This is a genomic window from Terriglobales bacterium (assembly GCA_035764005.1).
Classification (GTDB): domain Bacteria; phylum Acidobacteriota; class Terriglobia; order Terriglobales; family Acidobacteriaceae; genus Gp1-AA112.
In genome coordinates this window covers 1-15,611 of the sequence record DASTZZ010000017.1, presented here as the reverse complement: position 1 = coordinate 15,611, position 15,611 = coordinate 1, and the positions used below count along the sequence as shown (strand labels likewise).

General features: G+C 55.4%; 10 protein-coding genes and 1 pseudogene. 8 read left to right on the top strand and 3 right to left on the bottom strand.

Features of this window, described 5'->3' with window-relative positions; genetic code table 11:
* Positions 1 to 846: 846 nt before the first annotated feature.
* From VFU50_01925 to VFU50_01900, 6 genes and pseudogenes are all read left to right on the top strand, one after another.
* A complete protein-coding gene (locus VFU50_01925) occupies positions 847 to 1,758 on the top strand; it encodes an RHS repeat-associated core domain-containing protein (GenBank protein ID HEU5231588.1) in 912 nt (303 codons plus the stop codon).
* Positions 1,755 to 2,132, top strand: coding sequence for a hypothetical protein (locus tag VFU50_01920; protein ID HEU5231587.1), 378 nt, complete (start codon positions 1,755 to 1,757; stop codon positions 2,130 to 2,132). The genes VFU50_01925 and VFU50_01920 overlap by 4 nt, the downstream gene beginning before the upstream one ends.
* 12 nt (positions 2,133 to 2,144) lie before the next feature.
* Positions 2,145 to 2,951, top strand: a pseudogene (locus VFU50_01915) (RHS repeat-associated core domain-containing protein).
* Positions 2,952 to 3,844: 893 nt separating this feature from the next.
* Complete coding sequence (locus tag VFU50_01910; protein ID HEU5231586.1) at positions 3,845 to 4,426, top strand: hypothetical protein; 582 nt, start codon at positions 3,845 to 3,847, stop codon at positions 4,424 to 4,426.
* A gap of 38 nt (positions 4,427 to 4,464) precedes the next feature.
* Entirely contained in the window at positions 4,465 to 5,826 is a 1,362-nt protein-coding gene (locus VFU50_01905) for a hypothetical protein (GenBank protein ID HEU5231585.1), read from the top strand.
* On the top strand, positions 5,823 to 7,778 hold the full coding sequence (locus VFU50_01900; GenBank protein ID HEU5231584.1) for an Ig domain-containing protein: 1,956 nt from the start codon (positions 5,823 to 5,825) through the stop codon (positions 7,776 to 7,778). The genes VFU50_01905 and VFU50_01900 overlap by 4 nt, the downstream gene beginning before the upstream one ends.
* Before the next feature lie 9 nt (positions 7,779 to 7,787).
* Here VFU50_01900 and VFU50_01895 read toward each other — a convergent pair whose 3' ends face one another.
* Together VFU50_01895 and VFU50_01890 are read right to left on the bottom strand one after the other, a co-directional pair.
* On the bottom strand, positions 7,788 to 9,020 hold the full coding sequence (locus VFU50_01895; protein HEU5231583.1) for an efflux RND transporter periplasmic adaptor subunit: 1,233 nt from the start codon (positions 9,018 to 9,020) through the stop codon (positions 7,788 to 7,790).
* A 236-nt stretch (positions 9,021 to 9,256) separates the two neighbouring features.
* Positions 9,257 to 12,436, bottom strand: a complete 3,180-nt coding sequence (locus VFU50_01890) for an efflux RND transporter permease subunit (GenBank protein ID HEU5231582.1) — start codon at positions 12,434 to 12,436, stop codon at positions 9,257 to 9,259.
* Between the two features lie 116 nt (positions 12,437 to 12,552).
* Here VFU50_01890 and VFU50_01885 point away from each other — a divergent pair, with 116 nt between their 5' ends.
* Both VFU50_01885 and VFU50_01880 read left to right on the top strand, forming a co-directional pair.
* Positions 12,553 to 13,176, top strand: a complete 624-nt coding sequence (locus tag VFU50_01885; protein ID HEU5231581.1) for a TetR/AcrR family transcriptional regulator — start codon at positions 12,553 to 12,555, stop codon at positions 13,174 to 13,176.
* Positions 13,177 to 13,251: 75 nt separating this feature from the next.
* Positions 13,252 to 13,998 carry a hypothetical protein gene (locus tag VFU50_01880; GenBank protein ID HEU5231580.1) on the top strand — a complete coding sequence of 249 codons (747 nt, stop codon included), beginning with the start codon at positions 13,252 to 13,254 and terminating at the stop codon, positions 13,996 to 13,998.
* Here VFU50_01880 and VFU50_01875 read toward each other — a convergent pair.
* Positions 13,995 to 15,611, bottom strand: a 1,617-nt coding sequence (locus VFU50_01875) for an amylo-alpha-1,6-glucosidase (protein HEU5231579.1), incomplete at its 5' end; no start/stop codon positions are given. The two genes, VFU50_01880 and VFU50_01875, sit on opposite strands and share 4 nt — an antisense overlap.

Genomic DNA, 15,611 nt, shown 5'->3' with positions numbered 1-15,611 from the left:
TCCAAGGATATGGTGGATCCTCGACTGGCGGAGCGCAAAAATCAGAAGCTCCTCCCGTCGTTAGGAATTTTTCTCGCTCTTTCCGGTGTACCCAATCGACCCAGGGCGTTATTTCGAAGCTTGAATCGAATTTTGGGCAACTCGCGAATTTCTCGGGAACGGCTCAATTGCCCACTAACATCGACACCTTTGGCGGAGCCGACACTGTGGTTCCTGAAAATGTGACTTTTCTTCAGCATGGGCCGTTGAGTGTGGGTCAAGTGATACCGATCGACGGACCATTCGGTTTCGCTCTTCCGCTTAACTCTTCGGCCGTGTCCGTGTCCAGTGTCTCCAGCACAAGCTTTTCGTTTACTACAATTAAGGGAGCTCACCCATTCGATCACGGAACAGTGACATTCAGTGCTGCTGACACATCAAACGGAGTGAGCTTCAATGTATCTGTTCAGGCAAGGTTCTCATCGGCGTTCTCGAAGCTATTCTTCAAGATGGGTGGTGCTCAACTGGAATCTTCCATCTGGAACAATCTGCTGAACAATGTCCAGAACACTATATGCAAACAGTGATTAAGATGAACACCTGCCTAAGCTATATCTTGCGTATGGTCGTTTTGCTGGATTTCATTTTGACGGCAACGCTTCCCGTAAACCGTCATGCTCAAATACCAGCGGTTTGTTTGAATTTCATTGGGTTTTCTCTGATCACAGTTCCCTTCCTACTGTTGGCGATTCTTCTGACGAAATCTTCAGAGCATCGCAGAAAGAGCAAGTTTATCGACGTATTGTTCGCTTGTGCTGGCGGCGGTCTCTTCGCGTTCTTAGCTACGAGCTCGCTGCCCGTAATTTAATGAGTTGTTCAAACAGCGACGAGCACGACTCGGAGTCGAATACCGAGCACACGCAATTCCGCCAGTTGAGCACAACGGAAGGCCGCTGGCTCTCGCCCGATCCCTATATGGGAAGCATGGATCTCGCCAATCCCCAGTCCCTCAACCGCTATGCGTATGTGAACAACAATCCCCTGCGCTTTGTGGATCCATTCGGTCTTGATTCGAGTGAATGTCACGCGAGCGGTGACGGAGCTGATCAAGAATGCAACGTCGTTGGCGACGACGGTGGATGGGCTCCAATTTTCGGAGGGGGTTGCTGTGGAGGCGATGGCGGTCCACTACCCCTCCGGGACGGACCATTCGGCGGAGATGACGGCGGAGGCAGTGGCGGCCCGGGCGGACAAATCATCCAGATTCCACTTAAGCCACTTATAAAACCCTCCTGCCAACAGCTTGCTGCAGGTCAGACTGCTGCCACGGATTTCAAAACTTGGCTTGCGGCTTACACAAATGCAAGTCTGATGTTGGATCAGTGGCTAAGCGGGACTGGACCAGTGAACAGAGACTTTGGCCCAAATACTCCAGAATCACAGATGATGATGAGCGCGTATGGACTCGCAGGACATGTCAGTGAATATCTTGCGGGCGGTCGCTCATCAGGCAACCAAGACTTCGGCCTCCACGGACTCGTCTCCTCTGGACTAAACCCGACCACTCAGTTTGTTGGTTCTCATCAGTGGAGCATGTCCCAACTGGGTGGAAATCTCAACATAACAATCACAAACTCGACGACAGCGTGGTCGTTTTTTTATCACCTTCCAGGATTGAACCCAAATCCTCCAAACCGCTTTGATTCCGTATTGAATCCGGGCTGGCATGCGATGGGTAGAGTCAATCAAACTTTCCATATACAGGTGCCGTGCTCATGAAAAAGATTAACGTTTTGCTGGCTGTCGTGTTCTTTTCGTGCGGGATGTTCCTAGCCAGCTGCAGTTCGCAGGTGAGCACGAATCCAGCAGACTATGTTGGTGAATATGTTTATCGGCCAGATTTCTCTGATCCTGGCAAATTTGCCAGCTTTATTATTCTCGAAAAGGATCACACTGCTATTGAGATACGTTTTATCAAAGCCACCGGGGAAGTTGTCCAGAGTCAACGAAAGTGGGATTTGTATCACTCATCTGATACAAAAGAAGAGCATCTCGGCATCGGTGACTTCAGTCACTCAATTGAAGGCTCAATGCCACACGTGAAGCTTGGCATCAATGATGACCTCGGCCAGTACTACGAAAAAGTGCGGTGAGGTCTCGAGCACACGCAATTCCGCCAGCTAAGCAGCGCGCAAGGCCGCTGGCTCTCGCCCGATCCCTACATGGGAAGCATGGACCTCACCAATCCCCAATCTTTTAATCGCTACGTGTACGTGCTGAATAATCCGCTCAGTTTTGTCGATCTTGATGGACGAGACTGTTACATTCCGAGTGAAGGAGGGGTCATCGAACACGACACAGATTACGCCGGTCCAATGGAGGATCCCGTTCAAAAGTGCGCGGATCTAGAAGGGTATTACATCGACGATTACGGTGCCGCCAATGTGAACGACACCGCCGATCCTGTGCCTCTAGAGGCGGGTGCTACTCCGACAGTGTTCGTGCCGTTTGTGGGAGAACAGCCTGTCTTTGATCCGATCCTCTTGTTATTAAATGGCGGTATCACTCCGAGCGGCAGTGGATATTTTGTCTCTGCAGTTCCATCTTCCATTCCTTTGGAAGCTTCGAACCCGAATCCGTCCGCTCCGCAAAACCCATGCAGTTCTATTGCGAAGGATGCAATTCTCAAGTTTCTTTCCAGTTACGCTCCCCCGTTGGATGCGGGACAAGTAGGTTCCGATGTGGTAGGTGCCTACGCTGGAACACAGAAGCTATTCAACGCTCTCACGACAGCAACTCGCAAGGTGGGCGCTAAAACGTATCAGAAATTAGCCGGCAAGGCTTTGAACTTCTCCGCGGGGGTTGCAGTAACATTGAACGCAGCGTATCAGCTCGGGGCGGCTCAGGTTGATGCCGCACGGGATGGAAGGGTATGCGATAGTTTCCTGCCGATGGGGCCATCGGTCTTTTAGTATTTGATAATGAGGAACCCTTTAACGATCTTCAGTGTAGTGGCATGGACTCTCATTCTCTTCGGGTTTGTGCTCCGAATTTTCCGCGCGCATCTGAAGAAGAGATCGTTTCTTCTACTGCTGACCACCGCATTTGCTCTGCACGTTCTTCTAGCGTTGGGGGTAGTAAAAATGTTCGGTAGGGTGCCCCCGTTTTTTCCGATAGTGTTCTGTCTCGCTGAATTCTTGCTGATTGTCATTTTCTTCGAAAAGAAAGGATTTCAAGCAGCCCGAAAACAAAATTTGGCCAAACAATAAAACAATTCTGACTGGATGGTGTGGCTAGCTAGAAATGGCGTGAATGTGAGTGGATGGACACATTTAGGACCAGTTTATGGACAGGCACTCAGCCGGGGGCCCATCCCAGTTCCCAGTTTGATACACCGTCTTCGACCTCGACATGCGCGGGTTCTATAAAAGGCGATGTCAAGAGCAAACACTTGTCCTGATCAGATGGGAACACCGTGCTCTGGCATCGAGCCCTGGTGGGGATCTGCCTGCTGTCGGTTCGAGCCTGGGTTGAGACTTCGAGATTCCCGTCTTGGTACTGTATCGATAACTGCGTCAGATCCTGAGGCTACACAAGCCGTATGGGTTGTGTGCTTGGCACTTTCCTGGTTCGCCGCGCCAGCCGCCCTGGATCCGATGGTGGTGTGCGATAGGAGTAGCTGATTCCGAGCTTTTGTCCTGCATTGTTATCGGCCGGCTATTCTGCCTGTGTCCGATTTTGCCTAAAATCAAGGGGTTATCGAGCAACCTTAAATCCAAAATAAGGTAAGGCACCGCTTCCCAATTTGGGGCGTCAGCGTATATGCTTTTCGGACATGGTTCAGAGTAGAAGCTGGCTGCGGTTGATGGCCGGCTTGGCCTTCCTCGTTTTTGTGGCATCCACATGCGCTTCGGCTCAAAGAGGCGCGCTCACTGCGCCGGAATCGATTGACGAACTCACGCAGCAATCGACACTGATTGTTCACGGCTACGTCACGTCGGCGAAAGTGGAACCGCATCCGCAGTTCCATAATCTGATGACCGTTCTGGTCACCTTGAATGTCGAAGACACGCTCAAAGGATCTCCGCAAAAGAGCCTGCAATTCCGGCAGTACATCTGGGATATACGCGACCAGCTTGACGCCGCGAAGTATGCCAAGAATCAGGAATTGCTTCTCATGCTTGGACCCACATCGCCGTACGGACTTCGAAGTCCCGTAGGACTCGATCAAGGTCGCTTTCGCATTACGCACGACAGCAAAGGACAGGCTTTCGCGGTGAACGGTCGCGGGAACCTGGAGTTGTTTCGGGCTACGGAGCAGCGCGCCGGCGAACGCGGGATCAAACTGTCAACCCGGGTAACGACTCTGGCGAGGCGCGCAAATGCAGGGCCCATTCCTCTTGCCGATCTCAAGGATGCAATCCGCTCGTTTTCAAAGGTGAAGTGATGCAAAGCCGAGTGGCTGCTGTCGTACTTGTTCTACTGATGAGTCCCATTCTGGGATTTGCCGGCGGGCCTCTTGTCGTGGGTGGTCCGAACTTTGGCATTCCGGGTCAACCGTTCACGTGGGATCCGGCGAAGATGCCGATTCAATATCGCGTCGATCCCGGTCCCATGGCTGTGAATCCCAGCGGGACAACCGTCATCGACAATGCCACGGGATTGCAGCGCGTGCAGAGCATGTTCGGAGTCTGGCAGTCGGTCTCGACCGCAGCGATCTCGTATTCCAATGTGGGAACGATCCTCCCGGTCGGCAGTTATGTGCAGGGTGCAGATCTAAACACTTTGACCCAGTACAACGACGTAGTCGGCTCGTGCCAAAAAGGGATACAGAACCCGGTGGTCTTTGATGCAGACGGGCAGCTCATGTCGAATCTCGGGCTTTCTGCAAGCGTGATCGGATTCGCCAGCCCTTGCGCGCTCGATCCCAGTTCGGGACATATCGTCGGCGCTCTCCTGGTAATGAACGGCAAGTTTCAGAATGGCGTAAATACCTCCTCCGATCGCGAGTTGAGCGCAAATGGATTCGATGAGGCGATCACCCACGAGATTGGACACTTTTCCGGGCTCGACCATTCGCAAATGAACGTAGATCTGTTGACGAATCCTTCCTCTCCTTGTGACGTCGATAAACTTGCCGGCCTTCCTCTGATGTTCCCGATAGAACTCTGCCAGGCGCGCAAAGACGCTGGCCTGCCGGTGCTTTCACCTGACGATGTCTCGGTCATTTCGAGTCTCTATCCAAATCAGAGCTTCGTCAGTAATTACGGCACGATTACTGGAACTATCTATTTCAGCGATGGCGTATCGCAGGCGCAAGGAATCAACGTAATTGCGCGTGCCATTGACGATCCTGCTACCGGGCAGGATGAGTCGCGCCGCATCGCAGTGTCTGCCGTCTCCGGATATCTGTTCACCGGAAATCCCGGGCAGAGCATTACCGCGAACATGCCCGATTCCCAGGAGAACAATACCGGCGGGGATAAGACCGGTTCTCGAGATCCAAAATTCATCGGGTTCTACAAAATTGCAGTGCCTCCTGGGATTTATACCGTCGAAGTCGAGGGGATAAATTCCCAGTTCGTGAGCGGATCAAGTGTGGGACCGCTTGATCCTCCAGTCGCTTTGCCCGGCGGCGTACCCAAGTTCTGGAACAAGAACAGTTCGGCATTCGATTTCCCTCAACAGCGCGACACCATCCAAGTGAATCCCGGAGACCAGATTCAGGGAATCGACATCATCCTGAACAGTACGCCGCCGCAGTTCGATCAATATGAAGACTCTGGAGCTCTCTTCGGGGTTCCAGCTCCGTCGTCTGACGCCGAGTGTGAAGAGAGGCGCGCGTGAGGTCCCTTCGGCTCGGCATTATTTGTTTTTGCGCTGCTGTGGCGCTCAGCGCCTGCGGTGGAGGCGGAGGAAACAATAATGGGGGAGGCGGCTCTCCACCACCACCACCGCCTCCAGCCCTGACGATTACCACTGCTTCGATACTTTCCGGGACGCTGCAAGGGCACGCCTACTCGACCACGCTGAGCGCGAGCAACGGACAGGGAGCGCTTCATTGGTCAATTGCACCGGTCTCCTCGACGGCATTGTTTGTAACTGGTCTGACGATGGACGCCAATACGGGAACGCTTTCCGGTACGGCGAACTTTGGCGGAACAGCGGGATTCATCGCTACGGTCACGGACTCCGCCTCAACTCCACAGTTAGCGACGAAGAGCTTCACGGTAACGGCTTATCAACCCTTGACCTCAGCCCAGAGCCAAGCGGCTACCGTTACAGAGTTTCAGACGTTCCTGAATGTACATGCAGGCATTCAAGGAGGCTTTCCGCCTGTCGCATACAGCGTCAGCTCGGGCACCATGCCGCCGGGATTGAAATTCGACAGCACCGGACAACTTGTCGGGAGCGCATATCAGACTGGGACTTTTCAGTTCACGCTAGCAGCGCAGGATTCCTTCTCACCGCCGGAAAGCGCTTCTCAGCCGTTCACAATCACAGTGACATCTGCGACCTTGACGCTGCAGAATTCACTGCCGTCGCGGATCGCTGTAAATCGGCCCTTCAGTGGACGACTAGTTGCGTTAGGGGGCACTCCTCCTTATTCGTTCGCGCTTGCGAACGGGAACAGCTTGCCTTTTGGGCTTTCACTGAATCCAAACACCGGGGTTGTCAGCGGCACTCCGACAATCGCGGGAGATTATCCGTTTGGACTTATTGTGACTGACAGCAGTTCGCCGATGCACACGGCGAATCAGCAGTTCAACATCGACGTTGAGGCCGCTCTTGGACGAAATGATAGTCCTGCAACGGCCACACCAATGGACAACGGGTCGATTCAGGCCTCGATCAGCCCCTACATCGATCCGCCAAATGGAGCACCAACGGCGGGCGACAATGACTACTACAAACTGGTATCACTCGGCGGTTCTGTGGTGCACGTGGAGACAGTTGCCAAGAGAAGCAATCCCAATAACCCACTAGATACAGTGATTGAAATCGTCGATGCCAATAGCGCCCGGCTTACCTTATGTCGGCAACCGGGAGACACGAGCACGACCTTCGCTTCCAGCTGCATCAACGACGATATCAGCGCCAGCCCACACGTTCAGGACTCTGCGCTAGATTTTCAAGTACCAGGTCAGCCCAACATAGCGAACACGTTCTACGTGCATGTCTTTGATTGGCGTGGTGACGCCCGGCCTGATATGACGTACTCGTTGGAGGTTTCGGGAGTAGTCGATCCGCTCACAGTTCAGCCACAGACTCTCCCCCCGGCAGAACGCGGCGTGGCGTACGGGGCTACGGTGTTTGCAGCGAACGCCAAAGGAGCTGTTTCATGGTCACTGCTTTCTGGAAGCTTGCCGCCCGGGCTCTCGCTCGATACCAATGAAAACATCATTGGGACCCCCACCACGACAGGTACATACAAGTTCACTTTGCAGGCAACGGATTCATCGAATCCCCCGCAGACGGCAACTGGACAAGAGACGCTCGTGGTCGTTGATCCATTTCAGATAAATTTGCCTGCTTCTCCTGCGGCACTGCCGTCGGCTTGTTTAAGTCAGCCGTACAGTTTCCAGATACCGACGACAGGAGGCGCAGCACCGTTGTCGTGGTTTTTCTTTGCGGACTCAGGCATTAACTGGCCGGGTTTTGCTTTCGAACCCCATTCCGGATCGTTCAGTGGAGTGCCGACTCAAGCGGGTTCATTCAGCGGATCAGTACAGGTTCTCGACGCAGCGCACGCCTCGGATTCGCGGCAGATCACGTTGACTGTTTCGACCTGCCCGTGATTCGCTTCGCTAGCTGCCAGCCTTCTCGGCGCCTTCGCCTTTCTGCTGAGCTACGTTTACCGGCTGGCCATCCTCGAGCGAATCCGCGGGATTGACGATGATGCGGTCGGTAGGCTCGAGGCCGTTTACGACTTCAACGGCAGTGCCATAGTCGCGGCCGATGGTGATCTCCTTGAGATGAACTTTGTTGTCTGAGCCGACCACCGCAGCGCGTGGCCCTTCGGCGCGGAACAGCAACGTGTTGATGGGCACGGTCAAGTGCGGAGCATCGACCTTGGCAGCAAAATGGACCTGCGCATACGCTCCCGGCAGAATCTTGCCGTCCCGGTTTGGAACATCAATCTCTGTCAGTAGAGTGCGGGTTGCCGGATCGATGGCTTCTGACGTGCGCACCACTTTGCCTTCGAACTCCTGTCCTGCATATTCGCGCTGCTCGAGGAAAGCTTTCATTCCGACTTTGATTGCTGGGCTGTAGGTCTGGGGGACGTTCACATACACGCGCAACGGGTCGACTTGTGCGATGTCAAACAGTTCCTTATCGGGACCGGCGTTGCCGGCGTTGATCAGCGCGCCTACATCGATGTTGCGTTTGGTGAGCACTCCCGAAAAGGGAGCGTAGATGTGTTTGAAAGACTCCATCTGCTCGAGGCGGCGGACGTTCGCGTCAGAGGCGGCAAGGTTTGCCTGTGCCTGCTGATACGCGCTCACCTGCTGATCGACTTCCTGCTGCGAGACCGAGTCGCTGCGGCGGAGATTCTGCCAGCGTTCCGCAGAACTCTTCGCCAGTCCTAACTGAGCCTGGATTTGCTGACGGGTGGCGCGTGCCTGCAGCAGTTCCTGATCAACTTCAGGAGTATCGATGTCCGCGAGCAGCTCGCCTTTCTTCACCTGCGAGCCAATGTCCTTATACCAGCGCAGAACGTAACCGTTGGTGCGCGCGTAGATCGGAGACTCTTTATAGGCCTGGATGGTACCGGGCAGGACTAATTCTTCGTGCGCCTGCTCCTGCTTCGGCGTGGTGACCGCAACGCTCGGTTTTGCCAGACGCTCAGTCTCCGCGGCAAGAGCCTTCTTTTCGCCCAGCTTGCCGGCGATAGTGATGGCTCCAGCGATGAGCAGGAGCAGAACAAAGGCGCCGATGATCCACGCAGTTTTGCGCGCAGGTGTGCCGCGCTGCGGATCGTGCTGCGGCGTTTGCTGTCCCGTTTCCGACGGCGAATTGACGACCTGAAGAGAACTCACTTCCTGCTTATCGAATCCTTTCGTTAAACCAATTCAAAGTGTCGAGCGCGGATAACAGAACCGCCGGCGGTAGCCGGTGGGGCAGCCGCTTGTTTTGCGGCTGCGCGTTTCGAAATCCGACCGAGCATCGCTATTCCCGGAGCTGGCCATTCGGCCATCTCCGGCCCACCGCGTATCACCCCACCAATCGCAACACCGGCGATTGCTGGGGACCCCGCCTACCGGCGGCGGTTCTGTTATTCCTCGTGTACCCACTCCGGCTCCTGTCCCAGATTGGTCGCGTGGGCTGCTCTTCTGCCATGGATCATTGTAAAGACTGCGGGCACAAAGAAGAGTGTCGCGACCGTAGCAAATAATAGTCCGCCGATAACCGCGCGTCCGAGCGGCGCATTCTGCTCTCCGCCTTCACCTAAACCGAGAGCCATAGGAACCATGCCGATGATCATGGCCAGCGCCGTCATGATGACCGGACGAATACGCGTGAATCCCGCCTCGAGCGCGGCCTGGAACGCGGGTAATCCGTCGTCCATGCGTTCGCGCGCGAACGAGACGAGCAGAATGCTGTTCGCGGTCGCAACGCCTACGCACATGATGGCTCCGGTCAGCGAGGGCACGCTCAAACGCGTATGCGTGAGCAGCAGCATCCATAGAATGCCGGCCAGGGCTCCCGGTAGTGCAGTAATGATGATGAACGGATCGAGCCACGACTGGAAGTTCACGACGATCAGGAGGTAAACGAGAACGATCGCCATGATCAAGCCAAAGGCGAGGCCGCGGAACGATGAGGTCATGGTTTCGACTTGTCCGCGCAAAATGATCTGCGTGCCTTTCGGACGCTTCGACTCGAAGTCTTCCACGATCCTGGTCACGTCGCCGGCTACTCCGCCGAGATCACGTCCCTGCACCGAAGCGTACACGTCCACCACCGGAGTGATGTCGTAGTGATAAACGGCTGCGGGAGTAGAAGCCGGTTTAATCGTAGCCAGATTGGCGAGCACCTGGGGCGCCGGCGCTGAAGGAGAGCCTACCGGCGTATTCATCAGCGCCTGCACCGAGTCCATGCGATAGTCGGGCGTCAGGATGGCAACACTGTACGTAACTCCGTTCTTCGGATTCAGCCAATAGCTCGGCGATGTCTGGAAGCTGCCGCTGAGTGAGACCAGCAGATTGCGCGCCACGTCTTCCTGATCGAGCCCAACTTCCTTCGCGCGCGAACGGTCGATGTTGAGGTCGATTTCCGGACCATTCATCAACTGCTGCACATGCACGTCGGCCGCGCCGGGCACATGGCGCATGCGATTGGCGATCTGCTCGGCAATCGCGTAATTCCCTTCCAGATTGCGGCCGACTACTTGAACATCAATCGGGGAAGGCAGGCCAAAATTCAGGATTTGACTAACGATATCCGCCGGCTGGAAGAAGAATTCCACTCCGGGAAAATACAGCGGAAGATCTTCGCGCAGCTTCTTTACGTACTCGTCGGTCGGACGGTGATGCTTCTGGTTGAGCGAGACCAGAATTTCGGCATCAGAAGTGCCGATTGTTCCGCTGGTGCTGTAAGTAGTGTTGATTGAGCTGAACGGCAGTCCGATATTGTCGAGAATCGTGACTAGTTCATTTTTAGGAATCTCTTTGCGCAGGACGTTCTCGACCTCGTCGCACAGGCGAGCGGTTTCCTCGATGCGCGTGCCGGCGCGCGCCCGAACGTGCAGACGAAAGACTCCGGCATCGACGCTGGGGAAGAAATCCTCTCCTAAAAAGAAAATCAGGCCGAAGGAGATCACGCAGAAAGCGAGGAAGGCTGCTGCAAAAATCTTGCGATGCTCGAGGGCGCTCGCCAGCATGTCGCGGTAGCTCGTGCGAAAGCGCTCGAATCCACGTTCGAAGCCACGCTGGAAGCGTCCCAAAATGGTCTTCGGCTGCGCTGCCTTATGCTCGTGTCCGCGCATGATGTACAGCACCATGGTGGGCACGAGCGTTCGCGAAAGCAGGTACGAAGCCAGCATCGCGAAGACTACGGCTTCGGCGAGCGGAACGAAGAGAAATTTCGCCACGCCCGTGAGGAAGAACATCGGCACGAAGACGATACAGATGCAGATGGTCGAGACGAATGCCGGCAATGCGATCTGCTGCGAGCCGTCAAGGATCGCCTGTTTCATCTCCTTACCCATGGCGATATTGCGCTCGATGTTCTCGATGGCCACAGTCGCATCGTCGACAAGGATTCCCACGGCGAGCGCGAGGCCGCCGAGCGTCATGATGTTGATGGTCTCGCCCAGCGCGCTCAGCAGAATGATGGAAACGCAGATCGACAGCGGAATAGAAACCGTAATAACCAGCGTGGGCCGCCAGTCCCCAAGGAAGAGCAGGATCATGAGCGCGGTGAGCGCGGCGGCAATGGCGCCTTCGCGCAACACTCCGTCGATCGATCCACGCACGAACAGCGACTGATCGAAGAGTGTTTTGATCTGCAGATCTTCAGGCAGCGACTCGGCTATGACCGGCAGCCGGTCTTTGATTTCTTTGACGATGTCGAGCGTCGAAGCCCCGCTGTTTTTCATGATGCTCAGCAGAGTTCCGCGTACGCCGTCCTGGCGCACGATATTGGTTTGCGGAGTGAAGCCGTCGCGCACGTGGGCCACATCGCGCAGGTAGGTAGTCACGCCGTTCTTACTGCGGACCGGGAGATCGTTCAGTTCGGCGACGGTCTGCGTGCTGGCGTTCATGCGCACGTTCATTTCCAGCGCACCGATCTTTGCCGTGCCGGATGGGAGAATCAGATTCTGAGAATCAACGGCATTCACCACGTCTACCGGAGTCAGTCCATGCGCCTGCAGCGCCTGCGTGTCGAGATCGACAGCGATGACGCGCGACTTGCCTCCGTAGGGATATGGAATGGCCGCGCCTTTCACGGTTGTAAGAGGTGAGCGGATGAAGTTGAGCGTGATGTCCTGAAGATCCTGCTCGGGAATACTCTTGCTGCTCACACCCACTTGCACGATCGGTACGCTGGAGGCCGAATAGACGATGATGAGCGGTGGCTGCGTTCCCGGCGGCAGTTGGCGGACTGACGTCTGCGTGATCGCCGTTACCTGCGAAAGCGCCAACGGCAGATTCACGCCAGGCTGGAAGTACACCTTCTCAATCGCACGTCCCTGCAGAGCGACGGATTCGATGTGCTGGATGTCGTTGACCAGCGTTGTGAGCCCGCGCTCGGTATTGCTAAGGAATCGATCGGCCATCTCCTGCGGCTGCATGCCGTTGTATTGCCAGACGATGCTGATGACAGGAATGTTGATATCCGGGAAAATATCGATCGACGTTCTAAGAATGACGATGGGCGTGAGAATGAGGATCAGCAGCGCCATCACGACAAAGGTGTAGGGACGGCGCAGCGCTAATGAGACGATCCACATTTTCCGACAGGGCTCCCGACTTCGGTATTGATTCCGCTACTCAGGCGGCAGATTCGCAGATTTGATTATTTCCGAAACAGAACGTATCGAATTTAATTTTATGTTAACGTCACTCCATGCCGCAAACCTACGCTGCCGAATTGGCGCAGGAGAAAATTACTGGCAATCGCCGCACGCCGGGGCGTCCGCGCAGCGAGGATGCGCGTAAGGCCATCCTTCGTAGCACGCTGCGGCTGCTGCAGGAAACCGGCTTTCCTGATCTATCGATTGAAGCCATTGCAGCCGATGCCGACGTAGGGAAAGCAACGGTCTATCGCTGGTGGCCAAACAAAGCGGCGCTGGTGGCCGATGCATTTTCGTCGAGCGCCGATGAAGAACTACGTTTCCCTAACACCGGTTCAGTCCGCGACGATGTCAGCATTCAGATGAAGCATCTGGTTCGCGTTCTGCGGGGACGCCGTGGACGCATCGTCGCCGCACTGATCGGCGGCGGGCAATCCGATCCCGAATTGATACAAGCCTTCCGCGACCGCTTCATGATGCCTCGCCGCCAGGAAGCTTATGAGACTCTGCGCCGCGGAATCTCGCGCGGCGAACTGCCGGCCGATCTTGACCTCGACCTCACACTGGATACCCTCTATGGCGCACTCTATATGCGCTTCCTCATCCGCCAGAGCGGACTTACGGAAGACTATGTGGATGAAGTTGTCGGCTTGGTCATGGATGGCGCTGCCAGGTAAAGTTATTTGCTTTGCTCTTTAGCCTGGAGCGAGAATAGTTGCCGTTCCGAAGCTCGGCGTCCGCAGGAGGACTCGATGGTTTTCCGTCTCCTTGCTCTGTACTTCGTTTTTATAGCACCACTATTCCTCAGTAATGCTACTGCTCAAGTAATCGCATCTTCCGGGATCGGATCCGGTTCCTCTGTACGACATGGCATCCAACAGAATCCTCTTTCCGCCGAGTTCGTGAATCACCGATCCACGGTCTTGTCAGATGGCAACCGAATCGAGCAGGAAACGCGTGAGAAGCTTTACCGTGACTCTGAAGGCAGGACTCGAACTGAGCACGAAATGCTTATGCCGAACGGTCAAAGGCATCAGACGGTAATGATCAATGATGTAGTAAAAGGCATGAATATCTTCTTGGATTCCGATAGAAAGACCGCTCAGGTGCATCAATATTCCACACAACCTGTCATCGGCAACGCCATGCCCAGGCCATCATCGGTTCCACTGCAGCGCCGCTCCGAGGATCCTCCAAAGTTTGAAAATCTCGGACACATGACTATCGAGGGCGTGGATGCGGTTGGAACCAGAGCCACATGGACCATACCAGCGAATGCAATCGGGAATTCACAACCAATCGTACGTGTGAACGAGACTTGGTTCTCTCCCGAACTTAGAATGCCGGTATTAACGATGTATTCCGATCCCCAGTCCGGGGAAACTACTCACAAACTTGTTAGCCTCTTGCGCAGCGAGCCTGACCCTGCACTCTTTCAAATTCCGTCTGATTACACGGTGACTCAGATATCAGAAACGCTTCCGCAACCGCAGCGCTAGCTTGCTTTTGGCAGCAGACTCGTGATGGCGTCCTTCACTCGCTCACCAAAGCCTGCGGTGAGCGACCACGGACTTGGCTGGCGAATCACGTGCAGCTTGCCCTTGAGATCCGTGACTTTGTAGTGCGTTTGGCCATCTCTGTCGCGAGTGAAGCGCAGACTCACGCGTGCATCACCTATGCTCATGTTCTCGATTGAAAACTCCGGCAGCCATTCCGGCAGCCAGGGATCAAGAAACAACGTGTGCAGCGGCGCATAAGGGAAGATTCCCAACAAAGCTTGCATCACCGTGAACGGCGCCGAAGCCGACCACGCCTGCGGCCAGTTTGCTTTCGGATACATTCCCGGAAAGGGATGCTCCTCGTCGCGCTGGTGGCCGGCGAAGACCTCGGGCAGGCGGCGGTACTTGAATATCTCGGCAGTCTCGAACATGGCTCGCGCCAGCTTCTGCATTTTGTCGTGCAGGCCGTAACGCGCGAAGGCCAGCACGAAGACGGCGTTCTCAACCGGCCATACCGATCCGCGATGATACGAGAATGGATTGAACGCCGGATGATCCGCAGAGAGTGTACGCACTCCCCAGCCGGAGAACATATCGGGCTGCATGATGCGATCGGCAACGCGAGCAGCGAGAGAATCATCGACGATGCCGGAAGCCAGGCAGTGTCCCGGATCGGAAGCGACTGATCGGACCAGGCGCTTCTTCGAGTCGATCGCCATCCCGATGTACTCGGCATCGGTCATCCAGAAGAAATCATTAAAGCGTTTCTTCAACTCTTCGGCTTCGTGATAGAGCTGGAGTGCCGTTTTGGGATCGTCGAGCCACCACAGCATTTCCGCCAGATGCATTTTCGAAGCGTAAACGAAAGCCTGCATCTCGCAGGTGCCCAACGGGTCTTTCACCTGTGATCCGTCGGAGTGAACAATTGCGTCGTTCGAATCCTTCCAGCCTTGATTCTTTTCTCCCTGGCTGGAACGTGTGCAGTAGCGGTAAAAACCACCGTCGCCGCGCAAGTATTTGTCTGCCCAGGCAAGTCCGGCAAGCGCAGGGTTGATGTACTTCCGCACTAAATCTTTGTTGCCGGTCCAGTGCCACACTGCCGAAGCGACGACCGGATAATAAATCGAGCCTGTAACACCTCCGTAGTAGCGGCCATGCGGCGCGAAGTTGAGCACGGAGCGTGGATCAGTGTGCAGCTCGTGGACAAAACGTCCGGGCTGCTCGTCGCGCCAGTCGTCAATCTTTGCCCCTTGCGTCCTCGGTAGTTGCAGGAGCGAGCCGCGCATCATCGCCGTGCTCAGAAGCGACGCCTGCCATGTGGATGCGAGACAGTCGCGCCCAAACAGGCCAACGTAGGTAGGCAGACCCGCAGCGGGAATCCAGGTACCGCCTTCGTCATCACGGGAATCCAGGTCAAACAGCCGCAATGCGGCAAGATCGCGTTTCGACCGTTCCAAGGTATTGAGTACCGATGCGGGAAAGGTAGGCGATCCAGGAGAACTAAGTTCCGTAACCGCAGGTTTTGGCGGAATCGCAAAAAGCCCGGCATCGCCGAACTCCCTGTCCCCTGTCCCCTGTTCCCTGTACCCTTTTGCCTTCTCTGCGTGTGCTCC

What these genes read in the sequence shown, in the direction of transcription:
- VFU50_01925 (HEU5231588.1), top strand. Translation starts at nt 847, where the DNA reads ATGAGTTGTTCAAACAGCGACGAGCACGACTCGGAGTCGAATACCGAG.
- VFU50_01920 (HEU5231587.1), top strand. Translation starts at nt 1,755, where the DNA reads ATGAAAAAGATTAACGTTTTGCTGGCTGTCGTGTTCTTTTCGTGCGGG.
- VFU50_01910 (HEU5231586.1), top strand. Translation starts at nt 3,845, where the DNA reads ATGGCCGGCTTGGCCTTCCTCGTTTTTGTGGCATCCACATGCGCTTCG.
- VFU50_01905 (HEU5231585.1), top strand. Translation starts at nt 4,465, where the DNA reads ATGAGTCCCATTCTGGGATTTGCCGGCGGGCCTCTTGTCGTGGGTGGT.
- VFU50_01890 (HEU5231582.1), bottom strand. Translation starts at nt 12,436, where the DNA reads ATGTGGATCGTCTCATTAGCGCTGCGCCGTCCCTACACCTTTGTCGTG.
- VFU50_01885 (HEU5231581.1), top strand. Translation starts at nt 12,553, where the DNA reads ATGCCGCAAACCTACGCTGCCGAATTGGCGCAGGAGAAAATTACTGGC.
- VFU50_01880 (HEU5231580.1), top strand. Translation starts at nt 13,252, where the DNA reads ATGGTTTTCCGTCTCCTTGCTCTGTACTTCGTTTTTATAGCACCACTA.